At 58.9% G+C, this 15,862-nt stretch carries 17 protein-coding genes and 1 tRNA gene; 10 read left to right on the plus strand and 8 right to left on the minus strand.

All coding sequences use genetic code 11. The features are described 5' to 3' along the window. Nucleotides 1-59: 59 nt before the first annotated feature. The 10 genes from ACMHYJ_RS02335 to ACMHYJ_RS02380 all read left to right on the plus strand — a co-directional run bounded on the left by ACMHYJ_RS02335 (nt 60) and on the right by ACMHYJ_RS02380 (nt 10,381). Nucleotides 60-1,838 (plus strand): ABCB family ABC transporter ATP-binding protein/permease, encoded by a 1,779-nt coding sequence (locus ACMHYJ_RS02335; RefSeq protein ID WP_414244584.1) that lies wholly within the window; start codon nt 60-62, stop codon nt 1,836-1,838. An 86-nt stretch (nt 1,839-1,924) separates the two neighbouring features. After that, complete coding sequence (locus tag ACMHYJ_RS02340; protein WP_414244585.1) at nt 1,925-2,413, plus strand: SUF system Fe-S cluster assembly regulator; 489 nt, start codon at nt 1,925-1,927, stop codon at nt 2,411-2,413. After that, entirely contained in the window at nt 2,410-3,858 is a 1,449-nt protein-coding gene (gene sufB, locus ACMHYJ_RS02345) for a Fe-S cluster assembly protein SufB (protein ID WP_414244586.1), read from the plus strand. The genes ACMHYJ_RS02340 and sufB overlap by 4 nt, the downstream gene beginning before the upstream one ends. A 12-nt stretch (nt 3,859-3,870) precedes the next feature. Next, complete coding sequence (sufC, locus tag ACMHYJ_RS02350) at nt 3,871-4,692, plus strand: Fe-S cluster assembly ATPase SufC (protein WP_414244587.1); 822 nt, start codon at nt 3,871-3,873, stop codon at nt 4,690-4,692. Continuing rightward, entirely contained in the window at nt 4,689-5,996 is a 1,308-nt protein-coding gene (gene sufD / locus ACMHYJ_RS02355) for a Fe-S cluster assembly protein SufD (protein ID WP_414244588.1), read from the plus strand. Before sufC ends, sufD begins: the two co-directional genes overlap by 4 nt. Then, complete coding sequence (locus ACMHYJ_RS02360) at nt 5,993-7,282, plus strand: aminotransferase class V-fold PLP-dependent enzyme (protein ID WP_414244589.1); 1,290 nt, start codon at nt 5,993-5,995, stop codon at nt 7,280-7,282. The genes sufD and ACMHYJ_RS02360 overlap by 4 nt, the downstream gene beginning before the upstream one ends. Nucleotides 7,283-7,285: 3 nt before the next feature. Beyond that, a complete protein-coding gene (sufU, locus tag ACMHYJ_RS02365) occupies nt 7,286-7,738 on the plus strand; it encodes a Fe-S cluster assembly sulfur transfer protein SufU (RefSeq protein WP_414244590.1) in 453 nt (150 codons plus the stop codon). Between the two features lie 20 nt (nt 7,739-7,758). Continuing rightward, nucleotides 7,759-8,319, plus strand: coding sequence for a putative Fe-S cluster assembly protein SufT (gene sufT, locus ACMHYJ_RS02370; RefSeq protein ID WP_414244836.1), 561 nt, complete (start codon nt 7,759-7,761; stop codon nt 8,317-8,319). A gap of 114 nt (nt 8,320-8,433) precedes the next feature. After that, nucleotides 8,434-10,269, plus strand: a complete 1,836-nt coding sequence (locus ACMHYJ_RS02375; RefSeq protein WP_414244591.1) for a GGDEF domain-containing protein — start codon at nt 8,434-8,436, stop codon at nt 10,267-10,269. A 35-nt stretch (nt 10,270-10,304) separates the two neighbouring features. Beyond that, nucleotides 10,305-10,381 (plus strand) — tRNA-Pro (locus ACMHYJ_RS02380). A 304-nt stretch (nt 10,382-10,685) separates the two neighbouring features. On the opposite strand, the gene ACMHYJ_RS02385 is transcribed toward ACMHYJ_RS02380, so the two are convergent. The 8 genes from ACMHYJ_RS02385 to ACMHYJ_RS02420 form a co-directional block, all read right to left on the minus strand. After that, nucleotides 10,686-10,976: a BrnA antitoxin family protein gene (locus ACMHYJ_RS02385; RefSeq protein ID WP_414244592.1), complete on the minus strand. Its 291-nt coding sequence runs from the start codon at nt 10,974-10,976 to the stop codon at nt 10,686-10,688. Next, a complete protein-coding gene (locus ACMHYJ_RS02390) occupies nt 10,945-11,229 on the minus strand; it encodes a BrnT family toxin (protein WP_414244593.1) in 285 nt (94 codons plus the stop codon). Before ACMHYJ_RS02390 ends, ACMHYJ_RS02385 begins: the two co-directional genes overlap by 32 nt. Before the next feature lie 488 nt (nt 11,230-11,717). Further along, nucleotides 11,718-13,022 carry a hypothetical protein gene (locus ACMHYJ_RS02395; protein ID WP_414244594.1) on the minus strand — a complete coding sequence of 435 codons (1,305 nt, stop codon included), beginning with the start codon at nt 13,020-13,022 and terminating at the stop codon, nt 11,718-11,720. 35 nt (nt 13,023-13,057) lie between these two features. After that, entirely contained in the window at nt 13,058-13,873 is an 816-nt protein-coding gene (locus tag ACMHYJ_RS02400; protein ID WP_414244595.1) for a glycosyltransferase family 2 protein, read from the minus strand. Nucleotides 13,874-13,889: 16 nt separating this feature from the next. After that, a complete protein-coding gene (locus tag ACMHYJ_RS02405) occupies nt 13,890-14,102 on the minus strand; it encodes an EamA family transporter (protein WP_414244596.1) in 213 nt (70 codons plus the stop codon). Between the two features lie 15 nt (nt 14,103-14,117). Continuing rightward, nucleotides 14,118-14,246, minus strand: a complete 129-nt coding sequence (locus ACMHYJ_RS02410) for a hypothetical protein (protein ID WP_414244597.1) — start codon at nt 14,244-14,246, stop codon at nt 14,118-14,120. Continuing rightward, the gene (locus ACMHYJ_RS02415) at nt 14,243-15,070 is read right to left on the minus strand and encodes a sugar phosphate isomerase/epimerase family protein (protein ID WP_414244598.1); all 828 of its coding nucleotides are present in this window, start codon (nt 15,068-15,070) and stop codon (nt 14,243-14,245) included. Before ACMHYJ_RS02415 ends, ACMHYJ_RS02410 begins: the two co-directional genes overlap by 4 nt. Continuing rightward, entirely contained in the window at nt 15,067-15,861 is a 795-nt protein-coding gene (locus ACMHYJ_RS02420) for a pyridine nucleotide transhydrogenase (RefSeq protein ID WP_414244599.1), read from the minus strand. The genes ACMHYJ_RS02415 and ACMHYJ_RS02420 overlap by 4 nt, the downstream gene beginning before the upstream one ends. Nucleotide 15,862: the final 1 nt, after the last annotated feature.

The following is a 15,862-nucleotide window of genomic DNA, read 5'->3' on the forward strand; positions in this document are numbered from 1 at the left end:
ACAGGCATAACCCAGCGTGCCGCCTGGCGGCTTGTCACTTAATTCATCGAAGTTTTTCCATGCGTTTATCCCATACGGGCCCCGCGCCCGCGCGCCGCGACGATTGGCAAACCCTCAAGAGCCTGTGGCCCTATGTCTGGGCCTACCGTGGCCGGGTGGTTCTGGCATTTTCCTGTCTGGTCATCGCCAAGCTGGCCAATGTGTTGACGCCGGTCTACCTGAAGGACTTGATCGACGGCCTGGGCGTGCCGGAAACGCTGCTGGCGGTGCCGGTGGCCGCGCTGCTGGGCTATGGCCTGGCGCGCCTGGCCACCGGGATATTCGGCGAACTGCGCGACGCCTTGTTCGCCCGGGTCACCCAAGGGGCCATCCAGCAGGTGGCCGGCCAGTTGTTCCGGCACCTGCTGTCGCTGTCCCTGCGTTTCCATATGGGGCGGCGCACTGGGGGATTGAGCCGCGACATCGAGCGCGGCACCAAGGGTATTGGGTTTTTATTGAATTTCACCGTTTTCAACATCCTGCCCACCCTGTTGGAGATCGCCCTGGTCACCGGCATTCTGCTGTGGCGCTACGACTGGGTGTTTGCCGGCCTGACTTTGGGCACGATCGCGGCGTATATCCTGTTTACCCTCTTGGTGACCGAGCGCCGCATGGTGTATCGGCGCACCATGAACACCCTGGACAGCCAGGCCAATGGCAAAGCCGTCGATGCCTTGCTGAACTACGAAACCGTCAAGTATTTCGGCAACGAAGCCTATGAAAGCCGGCGCTACGACGAAGATATGCGCCGCTGGGTGGATTCCGCCGTGCACAACCAAGTATCGCTGAACCTGCTGAACATGGGCCAGAGCCTGATCATCACCCTGGGCATGACGGCCTTGCTGTGGCAAGCGGCCCGAGGGGTGGCGGCGGGCGGCATGACCGTGGGCGATGTGGTGCTGGTGTCGGCCTACCTGACCCAGCTGTACGCGCCGTTGAATTTCCTGGGCTTCGTGTACCGCGAAATCAAGCACGCCCTGGCCGACATGGAACGCATGTTCGACTTGCTGGGCAACCACCAGGAGGTGGCCGACCGTCCCGGCGCGGCGGTGCTGCGCACGGATGCCGCCAGCCTGTGCTTCGACGCCGTCGATTTCGCCTACCAGCCCGACCGGCAGATATTGCATCAGGTCAGCTTCACCGTGCCGGCAGGGGGGACGTTGGCCGTGGTGGGCGCCTCCGGGGCGGGGAAATCCACCTTGTCGCGCCTGCTGTTTCGTTTTTACGACACCACGGCGGGGGCCGTGCGGATCAATGGCCGGGATATCCGCGACTATACCCAGGCCAGCCTGCGGGCCCACATCGGTATTGTTCCCCAGGATACCGTGCTGTTCAACGACACCATCGGCTACAACATCGCCTATGGCCGGCCGGACGCTACCCGGGAAGAAGTGCACGCCGCCGCCCAGGCCGCCCATATCCATGATTTCGTCGCCGCGCTGCCCCAGGGCTACGACACCCCGGTCGGCGAGCGCGGGCTGAAGCTCTCGGGCGGTGAAAAACAGCGGGTCGCCATCGCCCGGGCCTTGCTGAAGTCTCCCCCCATTCTGGTGTTCGACGAGGCCACCAGCGCTCTGGATACCCGCACCGAGCGCGCCATCCAGGATCAGCTGAACCGGATTGCCCAGGGCCGCACCACCTTGATCATCGCCCACCGCCTGTCCACCATCGTGCAGGCCGACCACATCCTGGTGCTGGATGCGGGCCGGGTCGTGGAGCAGGGCACCCATGCGGCGCTGCTGGCACAGGATGGCCGCTACGCCCGGATGTGGCAGTTGCAGCAATCCGCCGTGGAATAAACAGGGATAAATCAACTTAGGGTTTGACCTATACTGTACCAAAGCGGTACTATTTGGTTTCCCGAAATTCTTCACTGGAACAGCCGATGCTGCGGATCAGCAAAATCGTCGATTACGGTATCCTCGTGCTCACGCACATGGCGGGCCGTCCGGCGCATATTTGCAGCGCGGCAGAACTCGCCGCCGCCCTGGGGTTGGGCCAGCCCGTGGTCAGCAAGGTTCTGAAGCTGCTGGCCCAGCATCAGTTGGTCGTCAGCATTCGCGGCGCGCGCGGGGGCTACCGCCTGGGACGCGATGCCGGCCAGATCAATGTGGCCGAAATCATCGACGCCCTCGAAGACCAGCCCTTCGGCCTGACCGAATGCACGGCCATGCCGGGGGCTTGCAGCGTCGAGGGCGCCTGTCATATCCGCACCCACTGGCAGCGCATCAACCTGATCGTGCGCCACACCCTTGAGTCCGTTTCGCTGGCCGATATGGTCGACGAGGCCATTCCTGTTCCGGTTTCCGCGGCGCCTGTGGCCAGCGCCCGCCAGACCATACCAAACCTCCCGAACTGGAGTCTGTCCAAATGAGCACAGTCAACGACAAGCTCGATTCCTTCCTCGACCGCGACTACGACGCCGGTTTTGTCACCGAAATCGAGGCCGTGACCTTTGAAAAAGGGCTGGACGAGGAGGTGATCCGCCGCCTGTCCGCCATCAAGCGCGAGCCCGAATTCATGCTGGAATGGCGCTTGAAAGCATACCGAGAATGGCTGAAAATGCCGCAGCCCCAATGGGCCAAGGTGCATTTTCCCGCGCCCGATTTCCAGGACATCAGTTATTTTTCGGCGCCGAAATCCAAGAAAGACGGCCCCAAGAGCCTGGACGAGGTCGATCCCGAGCTGCTGAAGACCTACGAAAAACTGGGCGTCCCGCTGCACGAGCGCGCCAAGCTGGCCGGGGTGGCGGTGGATGCCGTGTTCGACTCCGTGTCGGTGGCCACCACGTTTCGCAAGCAGCTGGCCGACGTCGGCATCATCTTCTGTTCGTTCTCCGAGGCGGTGCGTTCGCACCCCGAACTGATCCAGAAATACATGGGCTCGGTGGTGCCGGTCAACGACAACTTCTATTCGGCCCTGAATTCCGCCGTGTTTTCGGACGGCTCTTTCGTGTACATCCCCAAGGGCGTCAAGTGCCCGATGGAACTCTCCACGTATTTCCGCATCAACAACGCCGATACGGGGCAGTTCGAACGCACCTTGATCATCGCCGACGAAGGCGCCATCGTCAGCTATCTGGAAGGCTGTACGGCGCCCATGCGGGACGAAAACCAGCTGCATGCGGCGGTGGTCGAACTGGTCGCCCTGGAAGACGCCAGCATCAAGTATTCCACCGTGCAAAACTGGTATCCGGGCGATGAAAACGGCTTGGGCGGCATCTATAACTTCGTCACCAAGCGCGGCGATGCCCGGGGCGCGCGTTCGCATATTTCCTGGACTCAGGTCGAAACCGGCTCGGCCATCACCTGGAAATACCCCAGCGTCATCCTGCGCGGCGACGATTCCACGGGCGAGTTCTATTCCGTGGCGCTGTCCAACCACTACCAGCAGGCCGACACCGGCACCAAGATGATCCACATGGGCCGCAATACGCGCAGCACCATCATCTCCAAGGGGATTTCCGCGGGCCATGGCAGCAACACCTTCCGCAGCCTGGTGCGCATGACGCCCAAGGCCGAGAACGCCCGCAACTACACGCAGTGCGATTCGCTGCTGATCGGCAAGGAATGCGCGGCGCATACGTTCCCCACCATGGAAGTCCAAAACCCCAGCGCCGGCGTCGAGCACGAAGCCACCGCCTCGCGCATCGCCGAAGACCAGCTGTTCTATGCCATGCAGCGCGGCCTCTCGGCGGAAGACGCCGTGTCGATGATCGTCAACGGCTTTTGCAAAGAAGTTTTCAAAGAATTGCCCATGGAATTCGCCGTCGAAGCACAGAATCTGCTTGGCGTCAGCCTGGAAGGCAGTGTCGGTTAAGGAACCCATCTCATGCTGAAAATCAACAATCTGCACGCCTCGATCGAGGACAACGAAATCCTGCGCGGCCTGGATCTGGCCATCAAGCCGGGCGAAGTGCACGCGATCATGGGCCCCAACGGGGCGGGCAAAAGCACGTTGTCCCAGGTTTTGACGGGCCGCGAAGCCTATCAGGTCACCGAAGGCACAGTCGAATTCGAAGGGCAGAATCTGCTCGATATGCCCGTCGAAGAACGCGCCCGGGCCGGCATCTTCCTGGCGTTCCAGTATCCCATCGAGATCCCCGGGGTCTCCAACGCCTACTTCATGCGCGCCGCCGTCAATGCCGCGCGCCGCCACCGTGGCCTGCCCGAACTCGACGCCATGGATTTCGTCAAGAAAGCCAAGGCCGAAATGAAGCTCGTCGGCATGCGCGATGAATTCCTCTACCGCTCGGTCAACGAAGGCTTTTCCGGCGGCGAGAAAAAACGCAACGAAGTCCTGCAGATGGCCTTGCTGGAACCCAAGCTGGCCATCCTGGACGAAACCGATTCCGGGCTGGATATCGACGCCCTGAAAACCGTGGCCGACGGGGTCAACCGCCTGCGTTCGCCCGAACGCGCCATGATCGTCATCACCCATTACCAGCGCCTGCTGGACTACATCGTCCCGGATTTCGTGCATGTGCTGGCGCACGGCAAGATCGTGCGTTCCGGCGGGCGCGAACTTGCCCTGGAACTCGAAGCCAAGGGCTATGGCTGGATCGAGGGCGTCAACTTGACGGCCAGCAAGCGTCCCGCCAAACCCGCCGACAAGACCAAGAAGATCGGTGTCAAGCCGGGGGCGCGGGCATGAGCGCGAACCTGCAGATTTGGGCCGATGTGTTCGGCCGGCGCGCGGCCGCGCTGCCCGGGGCTCAGGTGCCCTGGCTGGCCGGCCTGCGGCGCAGCGCCTTGGATCGCTTCCTGTCGCTGGGCTGGCCCACGCCCAAGAACGATGCCTGGCGGCACACATCGCTGTCGCCCCTGGCGGCGGCCAGCTTTGCCGATGGCGACGCCCAGCCCGTGGCGGATCAGGTCGCCGCCCTGAAGGCCAGCGAACCCGGCCACTGGCTGGTGTTCGTGGACGGGGCCTACGATGCCGCCCTGTCCGATGTGGGCGCCTTGCCCGCCGGGGTGTCGGTGCAGCCGCTGTCGCAAGCCTGGGATGCGCAGGCCGATGCCATCCAGGCCGCCTATGGCGCCGCCGAAGACGGCCACAGCACCAGCGCCCTGAACCTGGCCCTGGCCAGCGACGGGGCCTGGGTGCGGCTGGGCCGCGGGGCCGCGCTCGAACACGCCATCCATATCGTCTGCGTGGCGGCCTCGCCCCAGGCCGCGCATTTCCTGCGCCACCTGATCCAGGCCGATGCCGGCGCCCAGGGCACGGTGGTAGAGCACTACCTGGGCGTGCAGCACGCCAGCAACTTCCATCATGCGATCACGCGCCTGGCGCTGGCCCAGGACGCCCGCGTCACGCACCTGAAGCTGCAACAAGAATCCGACCAGGCCTGGCACCTGGGCGAAATCGACGCCGTGCAGTCGCGCGGCTCGTACTTCGCTTCGCATTCCGTATCGCTGGGCGCGCGCCTGGCGCGGCACGACATCACCACGCACTTCGCCGATGAACGCTGCGAAACCCTGTTCAATGGCCTGTACTATGTCGACCAACGCCGCCATGTGGATCACCACACCCTGATCGATCACAACAAGCCGCGCTGCGTCAGCCATGAAAACTATCGCGGCATCCTGGCCGATACCGCGCACGGGGTGTTCAGCGGCCGTATCCTGGTGGCCCCGGGGGCCGACGGCACCGATGCCGTCCAGCGCAACGACAGCCTGCTGCTGTCGCGCCTGGCCAAATCCGATTCCCGCCCCGAACTCGAAATCTACGCCGACGACGTCAAGTGCGCCCACGGCGCCACGGTGGGCCAGATCGACGCCGACAGCCTGTTTTACCTGCGCACCCGGGGCCTGGACGAAGCCCATGCCCGCGACATCCTGACCTACGCCTTTGCGGCGGCCAGCGTGGCGCGCATCGAATCCGCCCCCTTGCGCCAGCGCGTCGAGTCCGCCATTCGCGGCCTGCTGCCCGGCGGCATGACACTGGAGGCCGCATGAACGCCCCCGTCAGTTCAATCGAAAGCCTGGGCCTGACGGCCACCGCCGACGCCGACGGCGTCCTGCGGGCCGCCGACGGCCATGCGCTGGCCGATGATTTTCCCCTGCTGGCGCGGCCCGTGCGCAAGCGCCGTCTGGCCTACCTGGACAACGGCGCCACCACGCAAAAGCCACGCGCCATGATCCAGGCGCTGGATCAGTTCTACGCGCAGTCCAACGCCAACATCCACCGGGGTGTGCATTGGTTGTCCCAGCATGCGACAGACCTCTACGAGCAGGCCCGCGAGCAGGTTCGCGGCCTGCTCAATGCCGCCGACAGCCAGGAAATCATCTTCACCCGGGGCACCACCGAGGCCATCAACCTGGTGGCCCAAACCTGGGGGCTGGCCTTGCGGGCCGGCGATGAAATCCTGGTCACGGGGATGGAACATCACTCCAATATCGTCCCCTGGCAGCTGCTGTGCGCCCGCACCGGGGCGGTGCTGCGCCACGCGCGGATTACCGACACCGGCGAGCTCGATCTTGCGGACTTCAAGGCGCAGCTGGGCGCCCGCACCCGCCTGGTCGGGCTGGCGCATGTCTCCAACGCCCTGGGCACGGTCAATCCGGTGGCCGAACTCACCCGCCTGGCCCATGAGGCCGGCGCGCTGGTGCTGATCGACGGCGCCCAGGCCGTGGCCCATGCCGGGGTGGACGTCCAGGCCCTGGACTGCGATTTCTACGCGTTTTCCGGCCATAAAATCTATGGCCCCACGGGCATCGGCGCCCTGTACGTTCGCGCCGGCATCCTCAAGAACCTGCCGCCCTGGCAGGGCGGCGGCGACATGATCCGCACCGTCAGCTTCGAGGGCAGCACCTGGGCCGAGGGCCCGCAGCGCTTCGAGGCGGGCACCCCCAATATCGCCGGCTCAGTCGCCCTGGGGGCGGCCATCGCCTACGTCCAGCAAATCGGCCTGGACGCCATTGCCGCGCACGAAGCCGCGCTGCTGGCGCAGGCCACCGAGGCCATGCAGGCCATCCCGGGGGTGCGCCTGGTGGGCACTGCCGCGGACAAGGCGGGCATCCTGTCGTTTCTGGTGGACAGTATCCATCCGCACGACCTGGGCACGATCCTGGATACCGAAGGCGTGGCCATCCGGGCGGGGCACCACTGCGCCATGCCGCTGATGTCGCATTTTGGCATCCCCGGCACGGCCCGGGCGTCCTTTGCCCTGTACAACAACCTGCGCGACGTCGAGGCCCTGGTGGCGGGCGTGCGCAAGGCCCAGAAACTGTTCGGGGTGTAAGGCATGATGGATAACGACGACGGCCTGCGCGACCTTTATCAGGAAGTCATCTTCGACCACAACCGCAGCCCGCGCAATTTTCACGCGCTGGACGACGCCTCGCACCGGGCGGACGGCCACAACCCCCTGTGCGGCGACCAACTGACCGTCTATGCGCGGGTGCGGGACGGCGTCGTGCAGGAAACCAGCTTCATCGGCCACGGCTGCGCGATTTCCACGGCTTCGGCCTCGCTGATGACCGAAGCCGTGCGCGGCATGACAATCGAAGACGTCGAGGCCCTGTTCAAGAACATCCATGCCATGCTGACCGAAGCCCACCCGGACTGCGATCTGGGCAAGCTGGAAGTCCTGTCCGGGGTGCGGGAATTCCCGTCCCGCGTCAAATGCGCCACCCTGGCCTGGCATACCCTGCACAACGCCATCACGCAGGCGCAGGCCACGGCCATTACTGAATAACGCGATGAACCAGAGGTAACATCATGAGTTTCAATCGTCAGGAAGTGATCGTCAACCGGGACTGCCCGGCGGTCACCGTGCCTTATGGCTCGCCTGTCACCATCGAAGCGGGTTGCGAGGCCGTCATCACCCAGCAACTGGGCGGCACCTACACCGTCATGGTCGAGGGCAACCTGTACCGCATCGAAGGCGTGGACGGCGACGCCCTGGGCTTCGAGCCCACCGAGGAAATCAAGCACGTCCACGATGGCCCAGCCACCCAGGAATCCGTCGAGGAAGCCGCCTGGACCATGCTGTCCACCTGCTACGACCCGGAAATCCCGGTGGATATCGTCAACCTGGGACTGGTCTACGAATGCGCCGTGCTGCCCGCCAGCACCGAGGGCCGTTTCCGCATCGAAATCAAGATGACGCTGACCGCCGCCGGCTGCGGCATGGGCACGATGATCGCCGACGAAGCCCGCAACAAGCTGCTGAATATCGAAGGCGTGGACGAAGCCACCGTCGACCTGGTCTGGGATCCCCCCTGGAGCCGGGAGATGATCAGCGAGCCGGCGCGCTTGCAGCTGGGGCTGCTTTAGCCATCTCGCAGTACCCGGCGCGGTGGGGATCTGTTTTAATACCGTACCCGCCCACTGGGGTGCGGTTTTTCCTCTTTACGGTTTGTTCCCTTGATGTCTTTTTCAACGGATACCATGTTGGGCGCGTGCCTGGCGCCCAACACGGCGACATGTCCCGATCCGGCCCGCGACGCGGCCTGGATTCAGTCCTATCCCCTGGACGCCGTCTTCCAGCCCATCGTCTGGCTGCGCGAGGGCTCCATCCTGGGCCACGAGGGCCTGATCCGCGGGGTGCCGGGCACGCCCTGGCATGCCCCGGACGCCTTGTTCGCCCAGGCCCGCCGGCAGGGCATGGGGATCGCGCTCGAACACCGCTGCTGCCGCACGGTCGTCCAACAATTCGCCGCCCTGAACCTGCCCGGCCGTCTGTTCATCAATATCAGCCCGGCCGCCTTGCTGGCCGCGCCCGCCGCCGGGCTGGATTTTCCGGCGCTGCTGGCGCAAAACGGCCTGGACGTCCACCGGCTGGTGATAGAAATCACCGAACAGGCACTGGCGCACGAAGCCGGCACTTTGTCGCCTCTGATCGACCAATTGCAGGCCGCCGGCGTGCATTTTGCGATTGACGACCTGGGGGTGGGGGGCTCCAACCTGACGCGCTGGCTCAATCTGCGGCCTAAATACATCAAGACCGACAAATCCTTCGTTACCGGCATCCAGGACGATATCCTGCGCCAGCAGATCCTGCGCTCTGTCTCCGACATCGCCGCCGTCGCCGGCGCCATCGTGGTGGCCGAGGGCATCGAAAGCCTGGACGAACTGGCATGCGTCTGCGACCAGGGCATCGCCTGCGCCCAGGGCTATTACATCGAACGGCCCCAGCGACAGCCTGTGCGCACTCGCTGGCCCGAACTTTCCGCGCATCTGTCGGCCCAGCGCCTGGAGACCCTGCGCTGCTGCTCCGATCCCAGCCTGCCGCAGGGGGATGCGCAGGGCTGGGCCCTGCAGTTGCTGCGCCGGGTCGACAGCGTGACATCGCAGATGTCCAGCGAAGCCGTCTTCAGCCTTTTTCTGGCCAAACCCGATCTCTACACGATTCCGGTCGTCGAAAACGACATGCCCATCGGGGTGCTGAAGCGCAGCAGCCTGATCGAGCGGTTCTCGTTGCCGTTTCAGCGCGAACTGTATGGGGCCAGCCCGTGCCGCCTGTTCATGGACAGCAAGCCCCTGATCGTGGACATGCACACCCCGCTGCTGACGCTCAGTCGCTGGCTGGCCGAAGCCGAAGGCCATGCCCTGGCCACCGATTTCATCATCACGGGCCGCGGGCGCTATTTGGGGGTGGGTTCCAGCCAGGATTTGCTGCAAGCCTTGAATCGCCTGCAGCTGCGGGCCGCGCGCCACGCCAACCCCTTGACCCAGCTGCCGGGCAATGTCCCCATCGACCGCCAGATCCAGCGCTACCTGGCCAGCAATCTGCCTTTTGCCGTCTGCCATGCCGACCTGGATCATTTCAAGCCGTTCAACGACTGCTTCGGCTACCGCCTGGGCGACGACGTGATCCGCTTGCTCAGTCGGGTGTTGTCCGCGCACGTCGACGGCGAGCGGGATTTCCTGGGTCATATCGGCGGCGATGACTTCATCGTGCTGTTCCGCAGCGCCGACTGGCAGGCCCGCTGCCGGCGGATGCTGGATGCCTTCTCGCAGGGCATGGCGCAGCTGATGGTCGAGGCCGGCAAGGGCGATGTCCGCGAATACCAGACCGAAGACCGCCAGGGCCGCCTGCGCCGCTTTGGCTTGCCCACCTTGTCCTTGGGCGTGGTGCCGGTGGATCCCGGCGTCTACCAATCGCGCCACCAGATCGCCCAGGCCGCCAGCGAGGCCAAGTCCCAGGCCAAGAAACAGCCCGGCTCCACCCTGTTCATCGAGCGCCGCAATATTTTTACCCCGCCGGCCCAGCAGGTTGCCTGAAAAGATTTAAATTATGTGCTAGAATCTTTTTCTTTCGGGGCGTAGCGCAGCCTGGTAGCGCACTTGCATGGGGTGCAAGGGGTCGCGAGTTCGAATCCCGCCGTCCCGACCACGAAAAAGCAGTAAAAATAAGGGCTTACACGCTTTGGTGTGTAAGCCTTTATTCTTTGTGCGCCCAGCATGGGCGCACGCCTGCGGGTGCAAGTCCCGCCATAAGTTGATCACAGCGAATGAAGTGAAGCGCAACTGCGCCAGGGGGGCCGAGCGTGGGAAGGAAGTGTGGAGCATAAGCTGCGAGCCGAGGAATACGAATCGGATATCTGAAGGACGTGCTCACGCGTCTGCCGACGCAGAAAAGCCATCTGATCGCCGAGCTGCTGCCGCATCGGTGGACTCGCGTCACTTGAACGCGGTCGTCAAGACGGGTTTACCGGGTGCTTACGATGCACCCGCAGCCACTCTCGCATGGCATCGTTGACGCGAGTCTGCCACCCTTGCCCGGTAGCCTTCAGTCCCTCCAAGACGTCTTGATCAAAGCGAATAGTGGTCTGAATCTTTGTCGGGGATTTTTGAAGTCCGCGAACGCGCCGGATCGCCTGTTGAAATTCGGCGGGCATATCCGATAGTCGCTTGGCTTTCTTGAAGTCGGACTCGCTCCATTCGGGAGCATCCTCATCAATCAGTGCTGGATTGGGTTTCTTGCTCATAAAAACGCACCTCTCTGGAGTTGGCCTTTCTTAGACTGATGACACGAACCGCATTGCCACGCAAGGAAAATGCCAGGAAATACAGGCGACGCCCTATCAGCCCGAACGCTTGGTATCGATCTTCGCCGTAGTCACGACGGGTATCGAGCTTGATGACTGCGGTATCGAAATCGAAGTCTGCAACAAGATCGAACGACAAGCCGCGCTCTTGTATGTTGCGCTCGCTCTTTGCGGGGTCGTATTCGATTTCCATGATTCTAATTGTAGATTCAATTTAATCGGATTACAAGCAGATTGTAGATGCAAATTGATTGCCCCCAAGGGCGGCCCCGCACACGGGGAATCGTCTGCGCTATCATCGTCCATATCAATTGGATACGGTAGGGGGTGGGGATGCGTGCTGTTTTTTTTGGGACGTCAGTGCGTGAGCGTCATCTGAGCGATAAAGCCGAATCGAGTTTCACCCGCTGACTTGGCTCTCTGGTCAAACAGGGCAAGGATGCGACGAGGGAGGGTGAATCCCCCCGGGGTTTGAGGAGGCTCCAACCTTTGAGAGAATGGAGCCATGATCAAGCAGAGCAATAAATTTGACCACCATCACGCCTTCGTCGGACGCGTTAAAGGCGTGCTTCAAATACAGCAGGGCGATTCATCACGCGCAGCGGTGCACGCGGGCGGCCGGCCTTGCTGGCCGGCATCTTGCGCTGAAGCTTCTCGCCAAAGAGATCCAATCGGGCATGGTCAGGTTCTGTGCTGAAAGCGCTCAATCAATAAAGAAAGATAAAAAATCAACAACAAGCCAAACGATATCCCCATTGTGAGCGCAAAAATGTACCAGTCGTACATGTTATGCCACATAATATGCTGATATGCAAAAATATACCATGATGCATATCCAAAAAACCCATATAAATATAATATTTTTTCGTTATCTGTGATTTTATTAAAGCGAAAAATCAATCCAAGCATCATTGCGATGATAATGGCCTGCTGGCTTAATGCAATTCCATTTGCGCTAATGGAGAATGCAGGATACCCCCATCTGTCATGCATTACTTTTATGAATTGAACCCCAAATGGAAAGGGAACGCCGGTAATGCTTTGGGTTCGATGCTGAATTCTGGCAAATAAATCTCGCACCGAATCATGTACAGACAACCCTGTATCCAGTGATACAAAAAAGATGTGCAGCAGTATTGCAATAACAAATGATGCGCATATTAAGGAAAACACCAACGAGGCGGCTTTTGCTTTCTTTATGAGGCTGCCTGATGTGAATAGTGCGGCTGAAGCCGCTGTCAATAATGCGAAAATCGTAGAAAATTCAAAGCCTCGAAGAAAATATAAACACCCAAACAATAATATCAGGAATTTGTTTAAGTGCTTATTATTATATATTTGCCTGCTTATGTAATAGGCTGGCAAGATAATCAGAAATGAAGAAAAATATAGATTTTGAGAAAAATATATAAACCCAGCGTTGGTTCCGATTATAAATGGCACAAGAAATGAAAGATTTATTTTTTGTATGCTGCAATAATGTAAGAATATTCCAATAAGAAATACTGAAAAAAGAAGCGCGTTGCCTGAACGAAGAATTACAAAAAAACGATCCAGCTCTGCCTCGGTGTTCAGCCTGAATATCTTGGCCAGAATAGTAGCCGGAATGGTTTGTATGATTAAATTTGATCTGTATTTTGTATACCCATCGGGATAGTATGCGTAATCTCCATCATCATACCCCTTTGTAAGGATAGGCAATAAACTTGAGTCGTTCTTATTGAGAATGTTTCTTTTAATGGTGTTTCTAACAATATATTCAGAAAATGAATCGGCTCTGTCGGCATATCGTCCATTACCAGACCCATAGTCAAAACTAAGCCCTTGCGGATTGAATATAAAGAAAAATATCACAATGGCTGTGCATATGGCAAAATAAAACGGAGGGTTCTTTTTATTAAAGAAAAAATGGATACCCATAATATTTCTCCGGTGTGTTGCGGGTTTTGCCAATTTTTTCGCCTGGTATTGAATAGCATCGATCATTTGATGTTTTATTTATTCTTGGCGATATTTTTATTTTAAGAAGGATTGTATTTTCCTAAACATGCTTTTAAAAGGGTGTTTAAAACGATAAAATTACCTTTTATCCCGCTGATTTTAGTTGGTACTTCGCCAACAGGATAGCGCCTGGTCGTTGGCAGTTCTTCGCACTTGTATCCAAGTCGAGGTGCCCGGTACGACAAATAGGCAAGTAGTTCATAGGCCATAAAAATATCGCGAAAAGGGGCGATTTCTGGATCCAACAGCATCCGCCGGCTATAGGCCCTGAACCCTTGCGTCGTATCTGTCCATTTAAACCCGGATGCAAGGCTTAGGCAGGGGGCATGGATATATCGAATTGCAAAGTCTCTTGATTTTGGCGTGTTTACTGCCTTCCCGCCAGCCAAAAAACGCGATGCCTGCACAAAATCGACCCCGCTTTTTAGCGCCTCGATAAATCGCGGGATTGCTTCGGGGTCATCCTTGTCGTTCCCGTCAATCGTCACAATGCCCTCGTAGCCTTGATCCAGAGCGAAGGCATAGGCGCATCTTAGCTGGGCGCTGAGTTTGCCCGGCCCTTTTTTGATGACAAGCCCTCTGATCCCTGATTGTTTTAGCTCGTTCAAGCCTAAAGAATCGTCTGTGCTGCTGCCATCGACAATAATGATGTCTGCGATTGATGGGATACGGCCCGTCTTCATCCGTTTTAGCAAGCTTTTAATGCGCTCGCCTTCGTTAATGACGGGGATCACAACACAGTAAGGATGTTGCCTACTCAACCAGAGCAGCGTTTCCAGGGCGGGCACTTGCCATGTGGCCCGATTTTCTGGGGAAATATCGCTGATTGTATTCATTTATTTATTTATCTATTTACGCAATCCGAGCGGTGATCAGTGCCACGCCTGCAATCACAAGTAAAATGCCGGCGGCCGTGGTCCAGTAAAAATGTTCGCGAAAGATCAACACCGAAAAAAGCGCAACCATGGCAATCGCCCCGGATGTCAGTATTGGGTGGGCCACATTTAGCGGTAGCCTGGCCAGTGCCGCGGCGTACAGCAAGAACGCCCCCCCGTATAAGCCCAAGCCCAGCCAGAAGGGTCAGTTACTTAAAGCAGCCAGAGGGTCTGTCAACGAGGGAAATTTTCTGGGCGGCATCATGGCCATCTTGACCAATACGCTGGCCGAAGCGTTTGCAGCGATCCCCAGCGCCAGGATCAGCCATTTCATTGGGTTTTCCCTTGTGCGGCCCGATAGTGCCCGATCGCGTAAGTCAACGCCCGTTCAATCGCGTGGATAGGGGATTCTGTCGCGACCATTTCAAGGGTGACGATATGATTTGGAAGGTATTGCGATAGGGCCTTGTACATCAAGCGATGGTCTGTTGTGCCATCGCCCAGGGGCACCAGGTCGGGTTCGCTGGCGTGGATGTGCCCGATCAACCCCGCACTATTTGCCAACACGGCCTGGGGAGATTCTTTGTTAATGGTCAAGGCCCCTGTATCAAACTGCATTTGAATGGCAGCGTGGTCAACCGCTGCGACGACGTGGCTTGTTTCGGCGCTGGTGGTCATGAAGTTCGCGCCATATCGGGTTGGGTTGGGTTCCAGGCAGACGATGACCCCGTGTTCTTGGGCGATATGCCCCAGCTGACGAAAAAATCCAATCGCTTGTCTGAGCGCTTGCGCGTCATCCAGGCCGGTGCGGTCACGGTTTTTGGGCGAGCCAAATACCAATCGGCTGGCGCCCAGCCCCGCACCAATGCGACACACCGCCCGCAGATGTTTCAGCATGGCGGTTTGGCTTGCATCGTCACCAAATACATTAAGCCCCGTTGTGCCAAACAACAAGGCTTGCATCCCGGTTATTTCGATGCCGTTGTCTGCCCACCATTGCCTGATCTGTGTGATTTCTTTATCTTTTGTGCTGACCGGGTCGGGAAAATATTTTCCGGGCGCCACATCAATGGCATCAATACAAAATTTGCCCAGAAGTTGCGCAACGGCAGTATCTTCTGCTGTGTCCCAGGCAATGTTTGAAATCGATAATCTCATGACATCCCCTTGCTTTCGTTTTTAAGGGTGATGGGTTCGGATTGCGCGTAACATCTGATTGCTTGGATGGTTTCGCGAACACTGTACTGATAATGCCCTCGCGAGCCAAAGCTTTGCGCGTACCGCGTTTGCATATCATAAAAAGCAGGTGGACTCTTTAAGGTCTGGACAAAGGGTTTCCCAAAGCCCTGCAACGCGACATCGGCAACAGAGATCGGTGCGGCAGTCAGGTGTACCAGTGATAAGTCCAGGTGCAATGCCTTTTGGATGTCATGCCAAAGGTTGGTCATGGGATAAAATTGGAAGATGCCCCGGCTTTCAATCGCATCAAGGTTGTTGTTGTTTAGAAAATCAAAAATCACATTTTTGCGTAAGCCAGGCCCCACCAAGCCTGGCAAGCGAACAATCAAATGGTTGGGAAATCGCTGTGTGACAAAGTTTTCCAGCAGACGGCGATGCAGCCCATAGGCATGCAAGCTGGTTTCGTCGATTGGCGTGGATTCATCAACACCAACCGGATGCTTGAATACATCGACGGTGCTGATCAAAATAAATTTTTTACATTGGATGGTTTTAAGCGGGTGGATCAGCGCATTGATTTTTTTTAGATCCTCGGCCGGGTCACGATTGGCAATCCATTTTTGTGCGGGTGCGCCCGCACATACGACAACGTCAAATTCCCGGTTCTCGATTTCCTGGATATTGGTCGATCTATAAAGTGCGGAAAAATGTGCCTGCTTGAGCAATGTGCCGCCTACAAAGCCGGAATAACCGATCAGTGAATTTTCCATT

The sequence above is a fragment of the Castellaniella hirudinis genome (genome assembly GCF_047468865.1).
Classification (GTDB): Bacteria; Pseudomonadota; Gammaproteobacteria; order Burkholderiales; family Burkholderiaceae_B; genus Castellaniella; species Castellaniella hirudinis_A.